This window comes from Halarcobacter anaerophilus, from assembly GCF_006459125.1.
Taxonomy (GTDB): domain Bacteria; phylum Campylobacterota; class Campylobacteria; order Campylobacterales; family Arcobacteraceae; genus Halarcobacter; species Halarcobacter anaerophilus.
The window spans coordinates 2,704,095-2,723,242 of the sequence record NZ_CP041070.1 but is presented as its reverse complement, the minus strand read 5'-3'; the positions used below and the strand labels follow the sequence as shown (position 1 = coordinate 2,723,242).

The window sequence follows — 19,148 nt, the reverse complement described above, 5'->3', positions numbered from 1 at the left end:
CTATACTTAAAAAGGCAAGATTATGAAACTTATTATCAGACACATTAACGGGGATTTAGAACAAATAGATGTTACCAATAAAATGGAATTTAAGCCGCAAGAAGGGGAACAATACTACTTTTTAGGAGCAGATAAATTTACTTTCTCTTTGGCAGATTCACAGCAGACTGTCCGATTATTCTTACAAGGAGAGGGACAACGATTTGAAATAACTCTTGACAATATGGCTGAACTTATTAAAAATAATAAGCCTGATGATATCTTTGCTTTAAACACAGCATTGGGAGTTTCTTCTACTTCAGATGGTGAAAAAGAGATATTAGATGCCGTAAATAATCCTGACTTTAAAAGTGGAGAGATAATAAATGCTTTAAAAGAGAGTCTGTCTGTAAGTTCATTAGCCGATAATGATGGTTCAATAATAGATAATTTTGGAGCATTGGTAGATCTAATGGAAGCAGCAGCAGCCGGTGATGACCTAATAAGCAATCAAAGTTTAAGTATAGATGAAACTTCAGAACAAGATGTAACTCCTGCTGATGATACTGCAAGAGGAGAAAGATTGGATACTGATGCAGGTCCTAATCTTAGTGATCCTGAAGAAAATCCAAATCCGGAAATTGTTATTAATAATGCATCGTTAACTTTAAATAGTGTTTCAGTTTATGAAGGAAGTGGAACTGCTTCAATAACGGCAAGCCTAAGTGACGCACCAATCAATGGTCCTGTAACTTTTACTTTAAGCAACGGTTCAACAATAACATTTAATATAGGAGAAACAACATCAACATCAACACCGTTTCCTGTACAAGGAGATGATATATATAAAGATGCAGAATCTTATGATGTATCAGTTTCAAGTATGACAGGTGGAGGTGAGTATAATAATCTAGATACAAGTGATACAGCAACAGTAACAGTAAGTGATACAAAAGATACAACAACATTAACGTTAAATGATGTAAATGTAGATGAAGGAAGTGGAACAGCAACCATAGGAGCAAGCTTAAATTATACACCTGAAACAGAGTTAACAGTAACACTTTCAAACGGAGCAACAGTAACGTTTGGAACTGATTATGAAGCAGGAACAGTAGTAGAATCAACAGCGTTTGATATCCAAGGTGATGATGTATATAACGATGGTGAGAGTTATGATGTAAGTGTAACAAGTACAACTGGAGGAAACTTCGAGGATCTAGATACAAGTGATACAGCAACAGTAACAGTAAGTGATACAAAAGATACAACAACATTAACGTTAAATGATGTAAATGTAGATGAAGGAAGTGGAACAGCAACCATAGGAGCAAGCTTAAATTATACACCTGAAACAGAGTTAACAGTAACACTTTCAAACGGAGCAACAGTAACGTTTGGAACTGATTATGAAGCAGGAACAGTAGTAGAATCAACAGCGTTTGATATCCAAGGTGATGATGTATATAACGATGGTGAGAGTTATGATGTAAGTGTAACAAGTACAACTGGAGGAAACTTCGAGGATCTAGATACAAGTGATACAGCAACAGTAACAGTAAGTGATACAAAAGATACAACAACATTAACGTTAAATGATGTAAATGTAGATGAAGGAAGTGGAACAGCAACCATAGGAGCAAGCTTAAATTATACACCTGAAACAGAGTTAACAGTAACACTTTCAAACGGAGCAACAGTAACGTTTGGAACTGATTATGAAGCAGGAACAGTAGTAGAATCAACAGCGTTTGATATCCAAGGTGATGATGTATATAACGATGGTGAGAGTTATGATGTAAGTGTAACAAGTACAACTGGAGGAAACTTCGAGGATCTAGATACAAGTGATACAGCAACAGTAACAGTAAGTGATACAAAAGATACAACAACATTAACGTTAAATGATGTAAATGTAGATGAAGGAAGTGGAACAGCAACCATAGGAGCAAGCTTAAATTATACACCTGAAACAGAGTTAACAGTAACACTTTCAAACGGAGCAACAGTAACGTTTGGAACTGATTATGAAGCAGGAACAGTAGTAGAATCAACAGCGTTTGATATCCAAGGTGATGATGTATATAACGATGGTGAGAGTTATGATGTAAGTGTAACAAGTACAACTGGAGGAAACTTCGAGGATCTAGATACAAGTGATACAGCAACAGTAACAGTAAGTGATACAAAAGATACAACAACATTAACGTTAAATGATGTAAATGTAGATGAAGGAAGTGGAACAGCAACCATAGGAGCAAGCTTAAATTATACACCTGAAACAGAGTTAACAGTAACACTTTCAAACGGAGCAACAGTAACGTTTGGAACTGATTATGAAGCAGGAACAGTAGTAGAATCAACAGCGTTTGATATCCAAGGTGATGATGTATATAACGATGGTGAGAGTTATGATGTAAGTGTAACAAGTACAACTGGAGGAAACTTCGAGGATCTAGATACAAGTGATACAGCAACAGTAACAGTAAGTGATACAAAAGATACAACAACATTAACGTTAAATGATGTAAATGTAGATGAAGGAAGTGGAACAGCAACCATAGGAGCAAGCTTAAATTATACACCTGAAACAGAGTTAACAGTAACACTTTCAAACGGAGCAACAGTAACGTTTGGAACTGATTATGAAGCAGGAACAGTAGTAGAATCAACAGCGTTTGATATCCAAGGTGATGATGTATATAACGATGGTGAGAGTTATGATGTAAGTGTAACAAGTACAACTGGAGGAAACTTCGAGGATCTAGATACAAGTGATACAGCAACAGTAACAGTAAGTGATACAAAAGATACAACAACATTAACGTTAAATGATGTAAATGTAGATGAAGGAAGTGGAACAGCAACCATAGGAGCAAGCTTAAATTATACACCTGAAACAGAGTTAACAGTAACACTTTCAAACGGAGCAACAGTAACGTTTGGAACTGATTATGAAGCAGGAACAGTAGTAGAATCAACAGCGTTTGATATCCAAGGTGATGATGTATATAACGATGGTGAGAGTTATGATGTAAGTGTAACAAGTACAACTGGAGGAAACTTCGAGGATCTAGATACAAGTGATACAGCAACAGTAACAGTAAGTGATACAAAAGATACAACAACATTAACGTTAAATGATGTAAATGTAGATGAAGGAAGTGGAACAGCAACCATAGGAGCAAGCTTAAATTATACACCTGAAACAGAGTTAACAGTAACACTTTCAAACGGAGCAACAGTAACGTTTGGAACTGATTATGAAGCAGGAACAGTAGTAGAATCAACAGCGTTTGATATCCAAGGTGATGATGTATATAACGATGGTGAGAGTTATGATGTAAGTGTAACAAGTACAACTGGAGGAAACTTCGAGGATCTAGATACAAGTGATACAGCAACAGTAACAGTAAGTGATACAAAAGATACAACAACATTAACGTTAAATGATGTAAATGTAGATGAAGGAAGTGGAACAGCAACCATAGGAGCAAGCTTAAATTATACACCTGAAACAGAGTTAACAGTAACACTTTCAAACGGAGCAACAGTAACGTTTGGAACTGATTATGAAGCAGGAACAGTAGTAGAATCAACAGCGTTTGATATCCAAGGTGATGATGTATATAACGATGGTGAGAGTTATGATGTAAGTGTAACAAGTACAACTGGAGGAAACTTCGAGGATCTAGATACAAGTGATACAGCAACAGTAACAGTAAGTGATACAAAAGATACAACAACATTAACGTTAAATGATGTAAATGTAGATGAAGGAAGTGGAACAGCAACCATAGGAGCAAGCTTAAATTATACACCTGAAACAGAGTTAACAGTAACACTTTCAAACGGAGCAACAGTAACGTTTGGAACTGATTATGAAGCAGGAACAGTAGTAGAATCAACAGCGTTTGATATCCAAGGTGATGATGTATATAACGATGGTGAGAGTTATGATGTAAGTGTAACAAGTACAACTGGAGGAAACTTCGAGGATCTAGATACAAGTGATACAGCAACAGTAACAGTAAGTGATACAAAAGATACAACAACATTAACGTTAAATGATGTAAATGTAGATGAAGGAAGTGGAACAGCAACCATAGGAGCAAGCTTAAATTATACACCTGAAACAGAGTTAACAGTAACACTTTCAAACGGAGCAACAGTAACGTTTGGAACTGATTATGAAGCAGGAACAGTAGTAGAATCAACAGCGTTTGATATCCAAGGTGATGATGTATATAACGATGGTGAGAGTTATGATGTAAGTGTAACAAGTACAACTGGAGGAAACTTCGAGGATCTAGATACAAGTGATACAGCAACAGTAACAGTAAGTGATACAAAAGATACAACAACATTAACGTTAAATGATGTAAATGTAGATGAAGGAAGTGGAACAGCAACCATAGGAGCAAGCTTAAATTATACACCTGAAACAGAGTTAACAGTAACACTTTCAAACGGAGCAACAGTAACGTTTGGAACTGATTATGAAGCAGGAACAGTAGTAGAATCAACAGCGTTTGATATCCAAGGTGATGATGTATATAACGATGGTGAGAGTTATGATGTAAGTGTAACAAGTACAACTGGAGGAAACTTCGAGGATCTAGATACAAGTGATACAGCAACAGTAACAGTAAGTGATACAAAAGATACAACAACATTAACGTTAAATGATGTAAATGTAGATGAAGGAAGTGGAACAGCAACCATAGGAGCAAGCTTAAATTATACACCTGAAACAGAGTTAACAGTAACACTTTCAAACGGAGCAACAGTAACGTTTGGAACTGATTATGAAGCAGGAACAGTAGTAGAATCAACAGCGTTTGATATCCAAGGTGATGATGTATATAACGATGGTGAGAGTTATGATGTAAGTGTAACAAGTACAACTGGAGGAAACTTCGAGGATCTAGATACAAGTGATACAGCAACAGTAACAGTAAGTGATACAAAAGATACAACAACATTAACGTTAAATGATGTAAATGTAGATGAAGGAAGTGGAACAGCAACCATAGGAGCAAGCTTAAATTATACACCTGAAACAGAGTTAACAGTAACACTTTCAAACGGAGCAACAGTAACGTTTGGAACTGATTATGAAGCAGGAACAGTAGTAGAATCAACAGCGTTTGATATCCAAGGTGATGATGTATATAACGATGGTGAGAGTTATGATGTAAGTGTAACAAGTACAACTGGAGGAAACTTCGAGGATCTAGATACAAGTGATACAGCAACAGTAACAGTAAGTGATACAAAAGATACAACAACATTAACGTTAAATGATGTAAATGTAGATGAAGGAAGTGGAACAGCAACCATAGGAGCAAGCTTAAATTATACACCTGAAACAGAGTTAACAGTAACACTTTCAAACGGAGCAACAGTAACGTTTGGAACTGATTATGAAGCAGGAACAGTAGTAGAATCAACAGCGTTTGATATCCAAGGTGATGATGTATATAACGATGGTGAGAGTTATGATGTAAGTGTAACAAGTACAACTGGAGGAAACTTCGAGGATCTAGATACAAGTGATACAGCAACAGTAACAGTAAGTGATACAAAAGATACAACAACATTAACGTTAAATGATGTAAATGTAGATGAAGGAAGTGGAACAGCAACCATAGGAGCAAGCTTAAATTATACACCTGAAACAGAGTTAACAGTAACACTTTCAAACGGAGCAACAGTAACGTTTGGAACTGATTATGAAGCAGGAACAGTAGTAGAATCAACAGCGTTTGATATCCAAGGTGATGATGTATATAACGATGGTGAGAGTTATGATGTAAGTGTAACAAGTACAACTGGAGGAAACTTCGAGGATCTAGATACAAGTGATACAGCAACAGTAACAGTAAGTGATACAAAAGATACAACAACATTAACGTTAAATGATGTAAATGTAGATGAAGGAAGTGGAACAGCAACCATAGGAGCAAGCTTAAATTATACACCTGAAACAGAGTTAACAGTAACACTTTCAAACGGAGCAACAGTAACGTTTGGAACTGATTATGAAGCAGGAACAGTAGTAGAATCAACAGCGTTTGATATCCAAGGTGATGATGTATATAACGATGGTGAGAGTTATGATGTAAGTGTAACAAGTACAACTGGAGGAAACTTCGAGGATCTAGATACAAGTGATACAGCAACAGTAACAGTAAGTGATACAAAAGATACAACAACATTAACGTTAAATGATGTAAATGTAGATGAAGGAAGTGGAACAGCAACCATAGGAGCAAGCTTAAATTATACACCTGAAACAGAGTTAACAGTAACACTTTCAAACGGAGCAACAGTAACGTTTGGAACTGATTATGAAGCAGGAACAGTAGTAGAATCAACAGCGTTTGATATCCAAGGTGATGATGTATATAACGATGGTGAGAGTTATGATGTAAGTGTAACAAGTACAACTGGAGGAAACTTCGAGGATCTAGATACAAGTGATACAGCAACAGTAACAGTAAGTGATACAAAAGATACAACAACATTAACGTTAAATGATGTAAATGTAGATGAAGGAAGTGGAACAGCAACCATAGGAGCAAGCTTAAATTATACACCTGAAACAGAGTTAACAGTAACACTTTCAAACGGAGCAACAGTAACGTTTGGAACTGATTATGAAGCAGGAACAGTAGTAGAATCAACAGCGTTTGATATCCAAGGTGATGATGTATATAACGATGGTGAGAGTTATGATGTAAGTGTAACAAGTACAACTGGAGGAAACTTCGAGGATCTAGATACAAGTGATACAGCAACAGTAACAGTAAGTGATACAAAAGATACAACAACATTAACGTTAAATGATGTAAATGTAGATGAAGGAAGTGGAACAGCAACCATAGGAGCAAGCTTAAATTATACACCTGAAACAGAGTTAACAGTAACACTTTCAAACGGAGCAACAGTAACGTTTGGAACTGATTATGAAGCAGGAACAGTAGTAGAATCAACAGCGTTTGATATCCAAGGTGATGATGTATATAACGATGGTGAGAGTTATGATGTAAGTGTAACAAGTACAACTGGAGGAAACTTCGAGGATCTAGATACAAGTGATACAGCAACAGTAACAGTAAGTGATACAAAAGATACAACAACATTAACGTTAAATGATGTAAATGTAGATGAAGGAAGTGGAACAGCAACCATAGGAGCAAGCTTAAATTATACACCTGAAACAGAGTTAACAGTAACACTTTCAAACGGAGCAACAGTAACGTTTGGAACTGATTATGAAGCAGGAACAGTAGTAGAATCAACAGCGTTTGATATCCAAGGTGATGATGTATATAACGATGGTGAGAGTTATGATGTAAGTGTAACAAGTACAACTGGAGGAAACTTCGAGGATCTAGATACAAGTGATACAGCAACAGTAACAGTAAGTGATACAAAAGATACAACAACATTAACGTTAAATGATGTAAATGTAGATGAAGGAAGTGGAACAGCAACCATAGGAGCAAGCTTAAATTATACACCTGAAACAGAGTTAACAGTAACACTTTCAAACGGAGCAACAGTAACGTTTGGAACTGATTATGAAGCAGGAACAGTAGTAGAATCAACAGCGTTTGATATCCAAGGTGATGATGTATATAACGATGGTGAGAGTTATGATGTAAGTGTAACAAGTACAACTGGAGGAAACTTCGAGGATCTAGATACAAGTGATACAGCAACAGTAACAGTAAGTGATACAAAAGATACAACAACATTAACGTTAAATGATGTAAATGTAGATGAAGGAAGTGGAACAGCAACCATAGGAGCAAGCTTAAATTATACACCTGAAACAGAGTTAACAGTAACACTTTCAAACGGAGCAACAGTAACGTTTGGAACTGATTATGAAGCAGGAACAGTAGTAGAATCAACAGCGTTTGATATCCAAGGTGATGATGTATATAACGATGGTGAGAGTTATGATGTAAGTGTAACAAGTACAACTGGAGGAAACTTCGAGGATCTAGATACAAGTGATACAGCAACAGTAACAGTAAGTGATACAAAAGATACAACAACATTAACGTTAAATGATGTAAATGTAGATGAAGGAAGTGGAACAGCAACCATAGGAGCAAGCTTAAATTATACACCTGAAACAGAGTTAACAGTAACACTTTCAAACGGAGCAACAGTAACGTTTGGAACTGATTATGAAGCAGGAACAGTAGTAGAATCAACAGCGTTTGATATCCAAGGTGATGATGTATATAACGATGGTGAGAGTTATGATGTAAGTGTAACAAGTACAACTGGAGGAAACTTCGAGGATCTAGATACAAGTGATACAGCAACAGTAACAGTAAGTGATACAAAAGATACAACAACATTAACGTTAAATGATGTAAATGTAGATGAAGGAAGTGGAACAGCAACCATAGGAGCAAGCTTAAATTATACACCTGAAACAGAGTTAACAGTAACACTTTCAAACGGAGCAACAGTAACGTTTGGAACTGATTATGAAGCAGGAACAGTAGTAGAATCAACAGCGTTTGATATCCAAGGTGATGATGTATATAACGATGGTGAGAGTTATGATGTAAGTGTAACAAGTACAACTGGAGGAAACTTCGAGGATCTAGATACAAGTGATACAGCAACAGTAACAGTAAGTGATACAAAAGATACAACAACATTAACGTTAAATGATGTAAATGTAGATGAAGGAAGTGGAACAGCAACCATAGGAGCAAGCTTAAATTATACACCTGAAACAGAGTTAACAGTAACACTTTCAAACGGAGCAACAGTAACGTTTGGAACTGATTATGAAGCAGGAACAGTAGTAGAATCAACAGCGTTTGATATCCAAGGTGATGATGTATATAACGATGGTGAGAGTTATGATGTAAGTGTAACAAGTACAACTGGAGGAAACTTCGAGGATCTAGATACAAGTGATACAGCAACAGTAACAGTAAGTGATACAAAAGATACAACAACATTAACGTTAAATGATGTAAATGTAGATGAAGGAAGTGGAACAGCAACCATAGGAGCAAGCTTAAATTATACACCTGAAACAGAGTTAACAGTAACACTTTCAAACGGAGCAACAGTAACGTTTGGAACTGATTATGAAGCAGGAACAGTAGTAGAATCAACAGCGTTTGATATCCAAGGTGATGATGTATATAACGATGGTGAGAGTTATGATGTAAGTGTAACAAGTACAACTGGAGGAAACTTCGAGGATCTAGATACAAGTGATACAGCAACAGTAACAGTAAGTGATACAAAAGATACAACAACATTAACGTTAAATGATGTAAATGTAGATGAAGGAAGTGGAACAGCAACCATAGGAGCAAGCTTAAATTATACACCTGAAACAGAGTTAACAGTAACACTTTCAAACGGAGCAACAGTAACGTTTGGAACTGATTATGAAGCAGGAACAGTAGTAGAATCAACAGCGTTTGATATCCAAGGTGATGATGTATATAACGATGGTGAGAGTTATGATGTAAGTGTAACAAGTACAACTGGAGGAAACTTCGAGGATCTAGATACAAGTGATACAGCAACAGTAACAGTAAGTGATACAAAAGATACAACAACATTAACGTTAAATGATGTAAATGTAGATGAAGGAAGTGGAACAGCAACCATAGGAGCAAGCTTAAATTATACACCTGAAACAGAGTTAACAGTAACACTTTCAAACGGAGCAACAGTAACGTTTGGAACTGATTATGAAGCAGGAACAGTAGTAGAATCAACAGCGTTTGATATCCAAGGTGATGATGTATATAACGATGGTGAGAGTTATGATGTAAGTGTAACAAGTACAACTGGAGGAAACTTCGAGGATCTAGATACAAGTGATACAGCAACAGTAACAGTAAGTGATACAAAAGATACAACAACATTAACGTTAAATGATGTAAATGTAGATGAAGGAAGTGGAACAGCAACCATAGGAGCAAGCTTAAATTATACACCTGAAACAGAGTTAACAGTAACACTTTCAAACGGAGCAACAGTAACGTTTGGAACTGATTATGAAGCAGGAACAGTAGTAGAATCAACAGCGTTTGATATCCAAGGTGATGATGTATATAACGATGGTGAGAGTTATGATGTAAGTGTAACAAGTACAACTGGAGGAAACTTCGAGGATCTAGATACAAGTGATACAGCAACAGTAACAGTAAGTGATACAAAAGATACAACAACATTAACGTTAAATGATGTAAATGTAGATGAAGGAAGTGGAACAGCAACCATAGGAGCAAGCTTAAATTATACACCTGAAACAGAGTTAACAGTAACACTTTCAAACGGAGCAACAGTAACGTTTGGAACTGATTATGAAGCAGGAACAGTAGTAGAATCAACAGCGTTTGATATCCAAGGTGATGATGTATATAACGATGGTGAGAGTTATGATGTAAGTGTAACAAGTACAACTGGAGGAAACTTCGAGGATCTAGATACAAGTGATACAGCAACAGTAACAGTAAGTGATACAAAAGATACAACAACATTAACGTTAAATGATGTAAATGTAGATGAAGGAAGTGGAACAGCAACCATAGGAGCAAGCTTAAATTATACACCTGAAACAGAGTTAACAGTAACACTTTCAAACGGAGCAACAGTAACGTTTGGAACTGATTATGAAGCAGGAACAGTAGTAGAATCAACAGCGTTTGATATCCAAGGTGATGATGTATATAACGATGGTGAGAGTTATGATGTAAGTGTAACAAGTACAACTGGAGGAAACTTCGAGGATCTAGATACAAGTGATACAGCAACAGTAACAGTAAGTGATACAAAAGATACAACAACATTAACGTTAAATGATGTAAATGTAGATGAAGGAAGTGGAACAGCAACCATAGGAGCAAGCTTAAATTATACACCTGAAACAGAGTTAACAGTAACACTTTCAAACGGAGCAACAGTAACGTTTGGAACTGATTATGAAGCAGGAACAGTAGTAGAATCAACAGCGTTTGATATCCAAGGTGATGATGTATATAACGATGGTGAGAGTTATGATGTAAGTGTAACAAGTACAACTGGAGGAAACTTCGAGGATCTAGATACAAGTGATACAGCAACAGTAACAGTAAGTGATACAAAAGATACAACAACATTAACGTTAAATGATGTAAATGTAGATGAAGGAAGTGGAACAGCAACCATAGGAGCAAGCTTAAATTATACACCTGAAACAGAGTTAACAGTAACACTTTCAAACGGAGCAACAGTAACGTTTGGAACTGATTATGAAGCAGGAACAGTAGTAGAATCAACAGCGTTTGATATCCAAGGTGATGATGTATATAACGATGGTGAGAGTTATGATGTAAGTGTAACAAGTACAACTGGAGGAAACTTCGAGGATCTAGATACAAGTGATACAGCAACAGTAACAGTAAGTGATACAAAAGATACAACAACATTAACGTTAAATGATGTAAATGTAGATGAAGGAAGTGGAACAGCAACCATAGGAGCAAGCTTAAATTATACACCTGAAACAGAGTTAACAGTAACACTTTCAAACGGAGCAACAGTAACGTTTGGAACTGATTATGAAGCAGGAACAGTAGTAGAATCAACAGCGTTTGATATCCAAGGTGATGATGTATATAACGATGGTGAGAGTTATGATGTAAGTGTAACAAGTACAACTGGAGGAAACTTCGAGGATCTAGATACAAGTGATACAGCAACAGTAACAGTAAGTGATACAAAAGATACAACAACATTAACGTTAAATGATGTAAATGTAGATGAAGGAAGTGGAACAGCAACCATAGGAGCAAGCTTAAATTATACACCTGAAACAGAGTTAACAGTAACACTTTCAAACGGAGCAACAGTAACGTTTGGAACTGATTATGAAGCAGGAACAGTAGTAGAATCAACAGCGTTTGATATCCAAGGTGATGATGTATATAACGATGGTGAGAGTTATGATGTAAGTGTAACAAGTACAACTGGAGGAAACTTCGAGGATCTAGATACAAGTGATACAGCAACAGTAACAGTAAGTGATACAAAAGATACAACAACATTAACGTTAAATGATGTAAATGTAGATGAAGGAAGTGGAACAGCAACCATAGGAGCAAGCTTAAATTATACACCTGAAACAGAGTTAACAGTAACACTTTCAAACGGAGCAACAGTAACGTTTGGAACTGATTATGAAGCAGGAACAGTAGTAGAATCAACAGCGTTTGATATCCAAGGTGATGATGTATATAACGATGGTGAGAGTTATGATGTAAGTGTAACAAGTACAACTGGAGGAAACTTCGAGGATCTAGATACAAGTGATACAGCAACAGTAACAGTAAGTGATACAAAAGATACAACAACATTAACGTTAAATGATGTAAATGTAGATGAAGGAAGTGGAACAGCAACCATAGGAGCAAGCTTAAATTATACACCTGAAACAGAGTTAACAGTAACACTTTCAAACGGAGCAACAGTAACGTTTGGAACTGATTATGAAGCAGGAACAGTAGTAGAATCAACAGCGTTTGATATCCAAGGTGATGATGTATATAACGATGGTGAGAGTTATGATGTAAGTGTAACAAGTACAACTGGAGGAAACTTCGAGGATCTAGATACAAGTGATACAGCAACAGTAACAGTAAGTGATACAAAAGATACAACAACATTAACGTTAAATGATGTAAATGTAGATGAAGGAAGTGGAACAGCAACCATAGGAGCAAGCTTAAATTATACACCTGAAACAGAGTTAACAGTAACACTTTCAAACGGAGCAACAGTAACGTTTGGAACTGATTATGAAGCAGGAACAGTAGTAGAATCAACAGCGTTTGATATCCAAGGTGATGATGTATATAACGATGGTGAGAGTTATGATGTAAGTGTAACAAGTACAACTGGAGGAAACTTCGAGGATCTAGATACAAGTGATACAGCAACAGTAACAGTAAGTGATACAAAAGATACAACAACATTAACGTTAAATGATGTAAATGTAGATGAAGGAAGTGGAACAGCAACCATAGGAGCAAGCTTAAATTATACACCTGAAACAGAGTTAACAGTAACACTTTCAAACGGAGCAACAGTAACGTTTGGAACTGATTATGAAGCAGGAACAGTAGTAGAATCAACAGCGTTTGATATCCAAGGTGATGATGTATATAACGATGGTGAGAGTTATGATGTAAGTGTAACAAGTACAACTGGAGGAAACTTCGAGGATCTAGATACAAGTGATACAGCAACAGTAACAGTAAGTGATACAAAAGATACAACAACATTAACGTTAAATGATGTAAATGTAGATGAAGGAAGTGGAACAGCAACCATAGGAGCAAGCTTAAATTATACACCTGAAACAGAGTTAACAGTAACACTTTCAAACGGAGCAACAGTAACGTTTGGAACTGATTATGAAGCAGGAACAGTAGTAGAATCAACAGCGTTTGATATCCAAGGTGATGATGTATATAACGATGGTGAGAGTTATGATGTAAGTGTAACAAGTACAACTGGAGGAAACTTCGAGGATCTAGATACAAGTGATACAGCAACAGTAACAGTAAGTGATACAAAAGATACAACAACATTAACGTTAAATGATGTAAATGTAGATGAAGGAAGTGGAACAGCAACCATAGGAGCAAGCTTAAATTATACACCTGAAACAGAGTTAACAGTAACACTTTCAAACGGAGCAACAGTAACGTTTGGAACTGATTATGAAGCAGGAACAGTAGTAGAATCAACAGCGTTTGATATCCAAGGTGATGATGTATATAACGATGGTGAGAGTTATGATGTAAGTGTAACAAGTACAACTGGAGGAAACTTCGAGGATCTAGATACAAGTGATACAGCAACAGTAACAGTAAGTGATACAAAAGATACAACAACATTAACGTTAAATGATGTAAATGTAGATGAAGGAAGTGGAACAGCAACCATAGGAGCAAGCTTAAATTATACACCTGAAACAGAGTTAACAGTAACACTTTCAAACGGAGCAACAGTAACGTTTGGAACTGATTATGAAGCAGGAACAGTAGTAGAATCAACAGCGTTTGATATCCAAGGTGATGATGTATATAACGATGGTGAGAGTTATGATGTAAGTGTAACAAGTACAACTGGAGGAAACTTCGAGGATCTAGATACAAGTGATACAGCAACAGTAACAGTAAGTGATACAAAAGATACAACAACATTAACGTTAAATGATGTAAATGTAGATGAAGGAAGTGGAACAGCAACCATAGGAGCAAGCTTAAATTATACACCTGAAACAGAGTTAACAGTAACACTTTCAAACGGAGCAACAGTAACGTTTGGAACTGATTATGAAGCAGGAACAGTAGTAGAATCAACAGCGTTTGATATCCAAGGTGATGATGTATATAACGATGGTGAGAGTTATGATGTAAGTGTAACAAGTACAACTGGAGGAAACTTCGAGGATCTAGATACAAGTGATACAGCAACAGTAACAGTAAGTGATACAAAAGATACAACAACATTAACGTTAAATGATGTAAATGTAGATGAAGGAAGTGGAACAGCAACCATAGGAGCAAGCTTAAATTATACACCTGAAACAGAGTTAACAGTAACACTTTCAAACGGAGCAACAGTAACGTTTGGAACTGATTATGAAGCAGGAACAGTAGTAGAATCAACAGCGTTTGATATCCAAGGTGATGATGTATATAACGATGGTGAGAGTTATGATGTAAGTGTAACAAGTACAACTGGAGGAAACTTCGAGGATCTAGATACAAGTGATACAGCAACAGTAACAGTAAGTGATACAAAAGATACAACAACATTAACGTTAAATGATGTAAATGTAGATGAAGGAAGTGGAACAGCAACCATAGGAGCAAGCTTAAATTATACACCTGAAACAGAGTTAACAGTAACACTTTCAAACGGAGCAACAGTAACGTTTGGAACTGATTATGAAGCAGGAACAGTAGTAGAATCAACAGCGTTTGATATCCAAGGTGATGATGTATATAACGATGGTGAGAGTTATGATGTAAGTGTAACAAGTACAACTGGAGGAAACTTCGAGGATCTAGATACAAGTGATACAGCAACAGTAACAGTAAGTGATACAAAAGATACAACAACATTAACGTTAAATGATGTAAATGTAGATGAAGGAAGTGGAACAGCAACCATAGGAGCAAGCTTAAATTATACACCTGAAACAGAGTTAACAGTAACACTTTCAAACGGAGCAACAGTAACGTTTGGAACTGATTATGAAGCAGGAACAGTAGTAGAATCAACAGCGTTTGATATCCAAGGTGATGATGTATATAACGATGGTGAGAGTTATGATGTAAGTGTAACAAGTACAACTGGAGGAAACTTCGAGGATCTAGATACAAGTGATACAGCAACAGTAACAGTAAGTGATACAAAAGATACAACAACATTAACTCTTATTGCTCCTGACGATGTAGATGAAAATTCAACAAAAGTTACTTATACTCTAGAAGTAAGTAACCCTCCTCAAGGAGATTTAGATGTAACTGTAGAGGTAAACGGAGAAGAAATACATATTACAATTCCGGATGGTCAAACATCTACAACATTTGATGTTGATGTAAGAGAAGATGATCCATATCTTGAAGAAAATGATACTATATCAGCAGAAATAGTAGATCATGATGGAGGAAATTACGAAACAGTTTCTTACAATAATGATAATAATGAAGTGATTATAAAAGATGATGCTGATGTAACGGATGTATCTCTTTCTGCTACGATTACAAAAACAACAACAATTGATGTAACAAATGTGGGTGAAGAAGGAAGTTATACTATAAAAGCCTATGATTTAAACGGTAATGAAGTTTCTGTATCTAAAAATTATGATCCTAACCATTCAGGATTTGGTGTTTCAAGTAATACATCTAATGAAGGTGGATCAGCTGCTGATAGTGAATTAGGTTCAGTTTATTCTCACGGAGAATGGAAAAGTGAAAAATTAGTTGTCGATTTTGGAGATAAAGAACTTTTAAGTATAGATATATCTTTTGCATGGAAAAATTCTAACGAAAAAGCCGTAATAAATTTTTATAAAGATGGAGTAAAAGTCGGAGAAACAATTTATGATCACGGAGGAAGTGATACAATAGATGATGTTCTTACTTTTAGACCATCAAACGGTGAGCCTTTTGATAGTATTGAATTCTCAGCAGCTATTAATGATAATTATACAGATCATGATTACTTAATTCATAACATAGCCTATAAAGAGGTAATATCTGACTCGACAGAAATTACAGATGATACGGAAGAGGTTACTTTTACAATTCAAACATCAAATGTTCCGGATCCTTCTAAATATGATTATATAAATACTTTCCCTACAGCAACTGTGGAAGTTGAAGATGGAAGCGGTAATGTTTCGACTTATACCGTAAAATTAAATGAATATGGTACGGGTACACTAACAGTTCCTTCTAACGGAGAGGATAGTTTAACTGCAACAGTAACAGAAGTTAACGGAAATTTTGAAGATGTAAACTTAGATGATGCTTCATTACAATTAACTGTAGCATTGCCGGAATCTGAGGATGATAGTATTACCATAAATGAAGATCAAACATATACTTTGACAACAGATGATTTTGGTAATTTAAGTGATGATATAACAAAAGTTAGAATTGAAACATTGCCTGTAAACGGAATTTTATTCTTAGCAGGAGTAGCAATTTCTAGTGCGGCTGAAATATCAATAAGAGATATTGAAGATGGTAAACTAAAATTTGAACCTACAGAAGATACTGATGAAGATAGCAGTTTTGATTTTAAAGTAAGTGATGGGACAAATTGGAGTGCTCAAAGCAATACGACAACCATTGAGATAACTCCTGTGGCAGATACTCCTGATGCTAGTATAAATGTAACTAAGGTAGCTGAGGGAACAGCAGATTCAAACAATGATTTTGCTGTAGAAATTGAAAATGGAGACTCTATAAATAATATCGGAACTTCAGAGGATGATATAATTCAAATTAATAAAGAATTAGTAATGAATGATAGAGTTGAATTAAAAGAAGGAGATGATACTTTAATTCTAAATAAAGATATTAATCAAGTGAGTCTTAATCTTGGTGAAGGTGATGATGAAGTTATTATTAATGGAAAAATTAATGGAACAAATAACATTGACTTGGGTAGTGGAGATGATGTAATTAGAATAAATAATATAGTTACAAATAATACACATATTCTAGGTGGAGATGGAAAAGACACCCTTTATTTAGATGGAAATCAATCTGATTATGACTTTAATTGGCAAACAAATAATAATGGAATGATAGAAGGATCTATAACTGATATTAGAGGAGGAGGAACTATTCAATATAATCAAATGGAAACTATAGTTTTTAGTGATGGTAGTTATATTGGAAAAGAACCTGAACAAGTAATTTCAACAGAAGATGTATATGATGTTGATTTAAATGCTGCTTTAAATGATTTAGACGGTAGTGAAAGTTTAACTGTGCAAATAGAAGGTGTACCGGATGGAGCTACATTTAATACAGATGTTTTAGTTGATAAAGGCAACGGAGTATGGGAATTGACAATTTCAGAAGGTGAAAGATCAATTGATTATCAAGATATTAAAATGACTGTACCTGCAGGAACAGAAGATGTAAATTTAACTATTAAAGCAACAGCAACAGAAGCAGGAAACGGTGATATTTCAGTTGAAACAAATAGTGATGCAATTCCATACTCTTATAACGAGATAAATACTATAAATTTAAGTGAATCATCAACAAATCTATTATTTACTTTAGACGTTTCAGGTTCTATGAATGATAGTGTAAGAGATAGTAACGGTAACTGGACAACTAGATTAGATATTGCTGTAGAATCTATAAAATCTACTATTGAAGCATATAAAACCAATGGAGAAACAGAAGTTAATCTAACTTTATTTAACTCAACTTCAAAAAATATCGGATGGATGAGTGCTGACGATGCAATAGCTTATTTAAGTAATTTAAGTTTCAAATATACCGATTTCGGTTGGGGTAGATCAGGATATTTAATTCAATATAATAATCAAGATATAGATGATTTAGATAGCTCTTCAGGAACAGATTATAAAGATGCTTTAGATGAAACTATGGAAATTAATTTTAACGGTCATGATGCGGATAATACTGTTGCCTATTTCTTATCAGACGGAGAGCCTACCGAACATGAAAACTATGTTAATAGTGATAGAGATTCTACAATAAAAGATTGGAAAGATTATGTAGAAGATAATATAGATAAACTATATGCAATTGGAGTAGGTAGCGGAGCAGAAGAAGATTATTTAAAAATTGTGCAAGTTCAAGACGGTGATGAAGTTATTATGGTAAATGATGACTCAACTTTAGGAGATGAACTTTTAAATACTGTTAATACAACAATCACAGGGGATGTTTCAGATAACATCCAAGGTGGAGACGGTGAAATTACTATTGATAATATTGTTGTGGATGATGTTACATATACAAAAGATGATTTCCCTCAAGATGGTATCTCTTTAGACGGAGATGGAACATTCAAATTTAATTTTGATGATGGAACTTATTCATACAGTGCAAAATCATCGGAATTTGATGAAAATGCAATAAAATCATTTGAAGTAAACTCTTCAGATGAAGATGGAGATACAACATCTTTTGATGTAACTATTAAAGTAGATACAACTCCTAATGATAGTGCTGCTTCTACTCTCTCTTTTGATGAACCTAATGATACTATTGACTTATCCGATATTACGGCTTCTAATATCAAAGTTATTGATTTGGAAAATGATAGTAGTCAAACATTGAATTTAAGTTTAGATGATATAAAAGATATAGTGGATAGTGATGATAATGAATTAATTATCAGAGGAGACAACGGTGACGAAATTGAGTTTAATGATTCAGAAAATTGGAATAAAGCAATAGATAAAACACAAATTGAGGGTGAAGACGGTACTTTTACCGAGTACACAAGTACAACAAACCCAAATATTTCTATTTTTGTAGATGATGATATAAATACTGATTTATAATTCAGGTATAAAAGAGGTTTCCTCTTTTATATCTTTAAAG

General features: G+C 35.4%; 1 protein-coding gene. It reads left to right on the top strand.

Annotated elements, in window-relative coordinates; translation table 11 throughout:
* The first annotated feature begins 22 nt into the window (after positions 1-22).
* On the top strand, positions 23-19,108 hold the full coding sequence (locus AANAER_RS13480; RefSeq protein ID WP_140544116.1) for a vWA domain-containing protein: 19,086 nt from the start codon (positions 23-25) through the stop codon (positions 19,106-19,108).
* Positions 19,109-19,148: the final 40 nt, after the last annotated feature.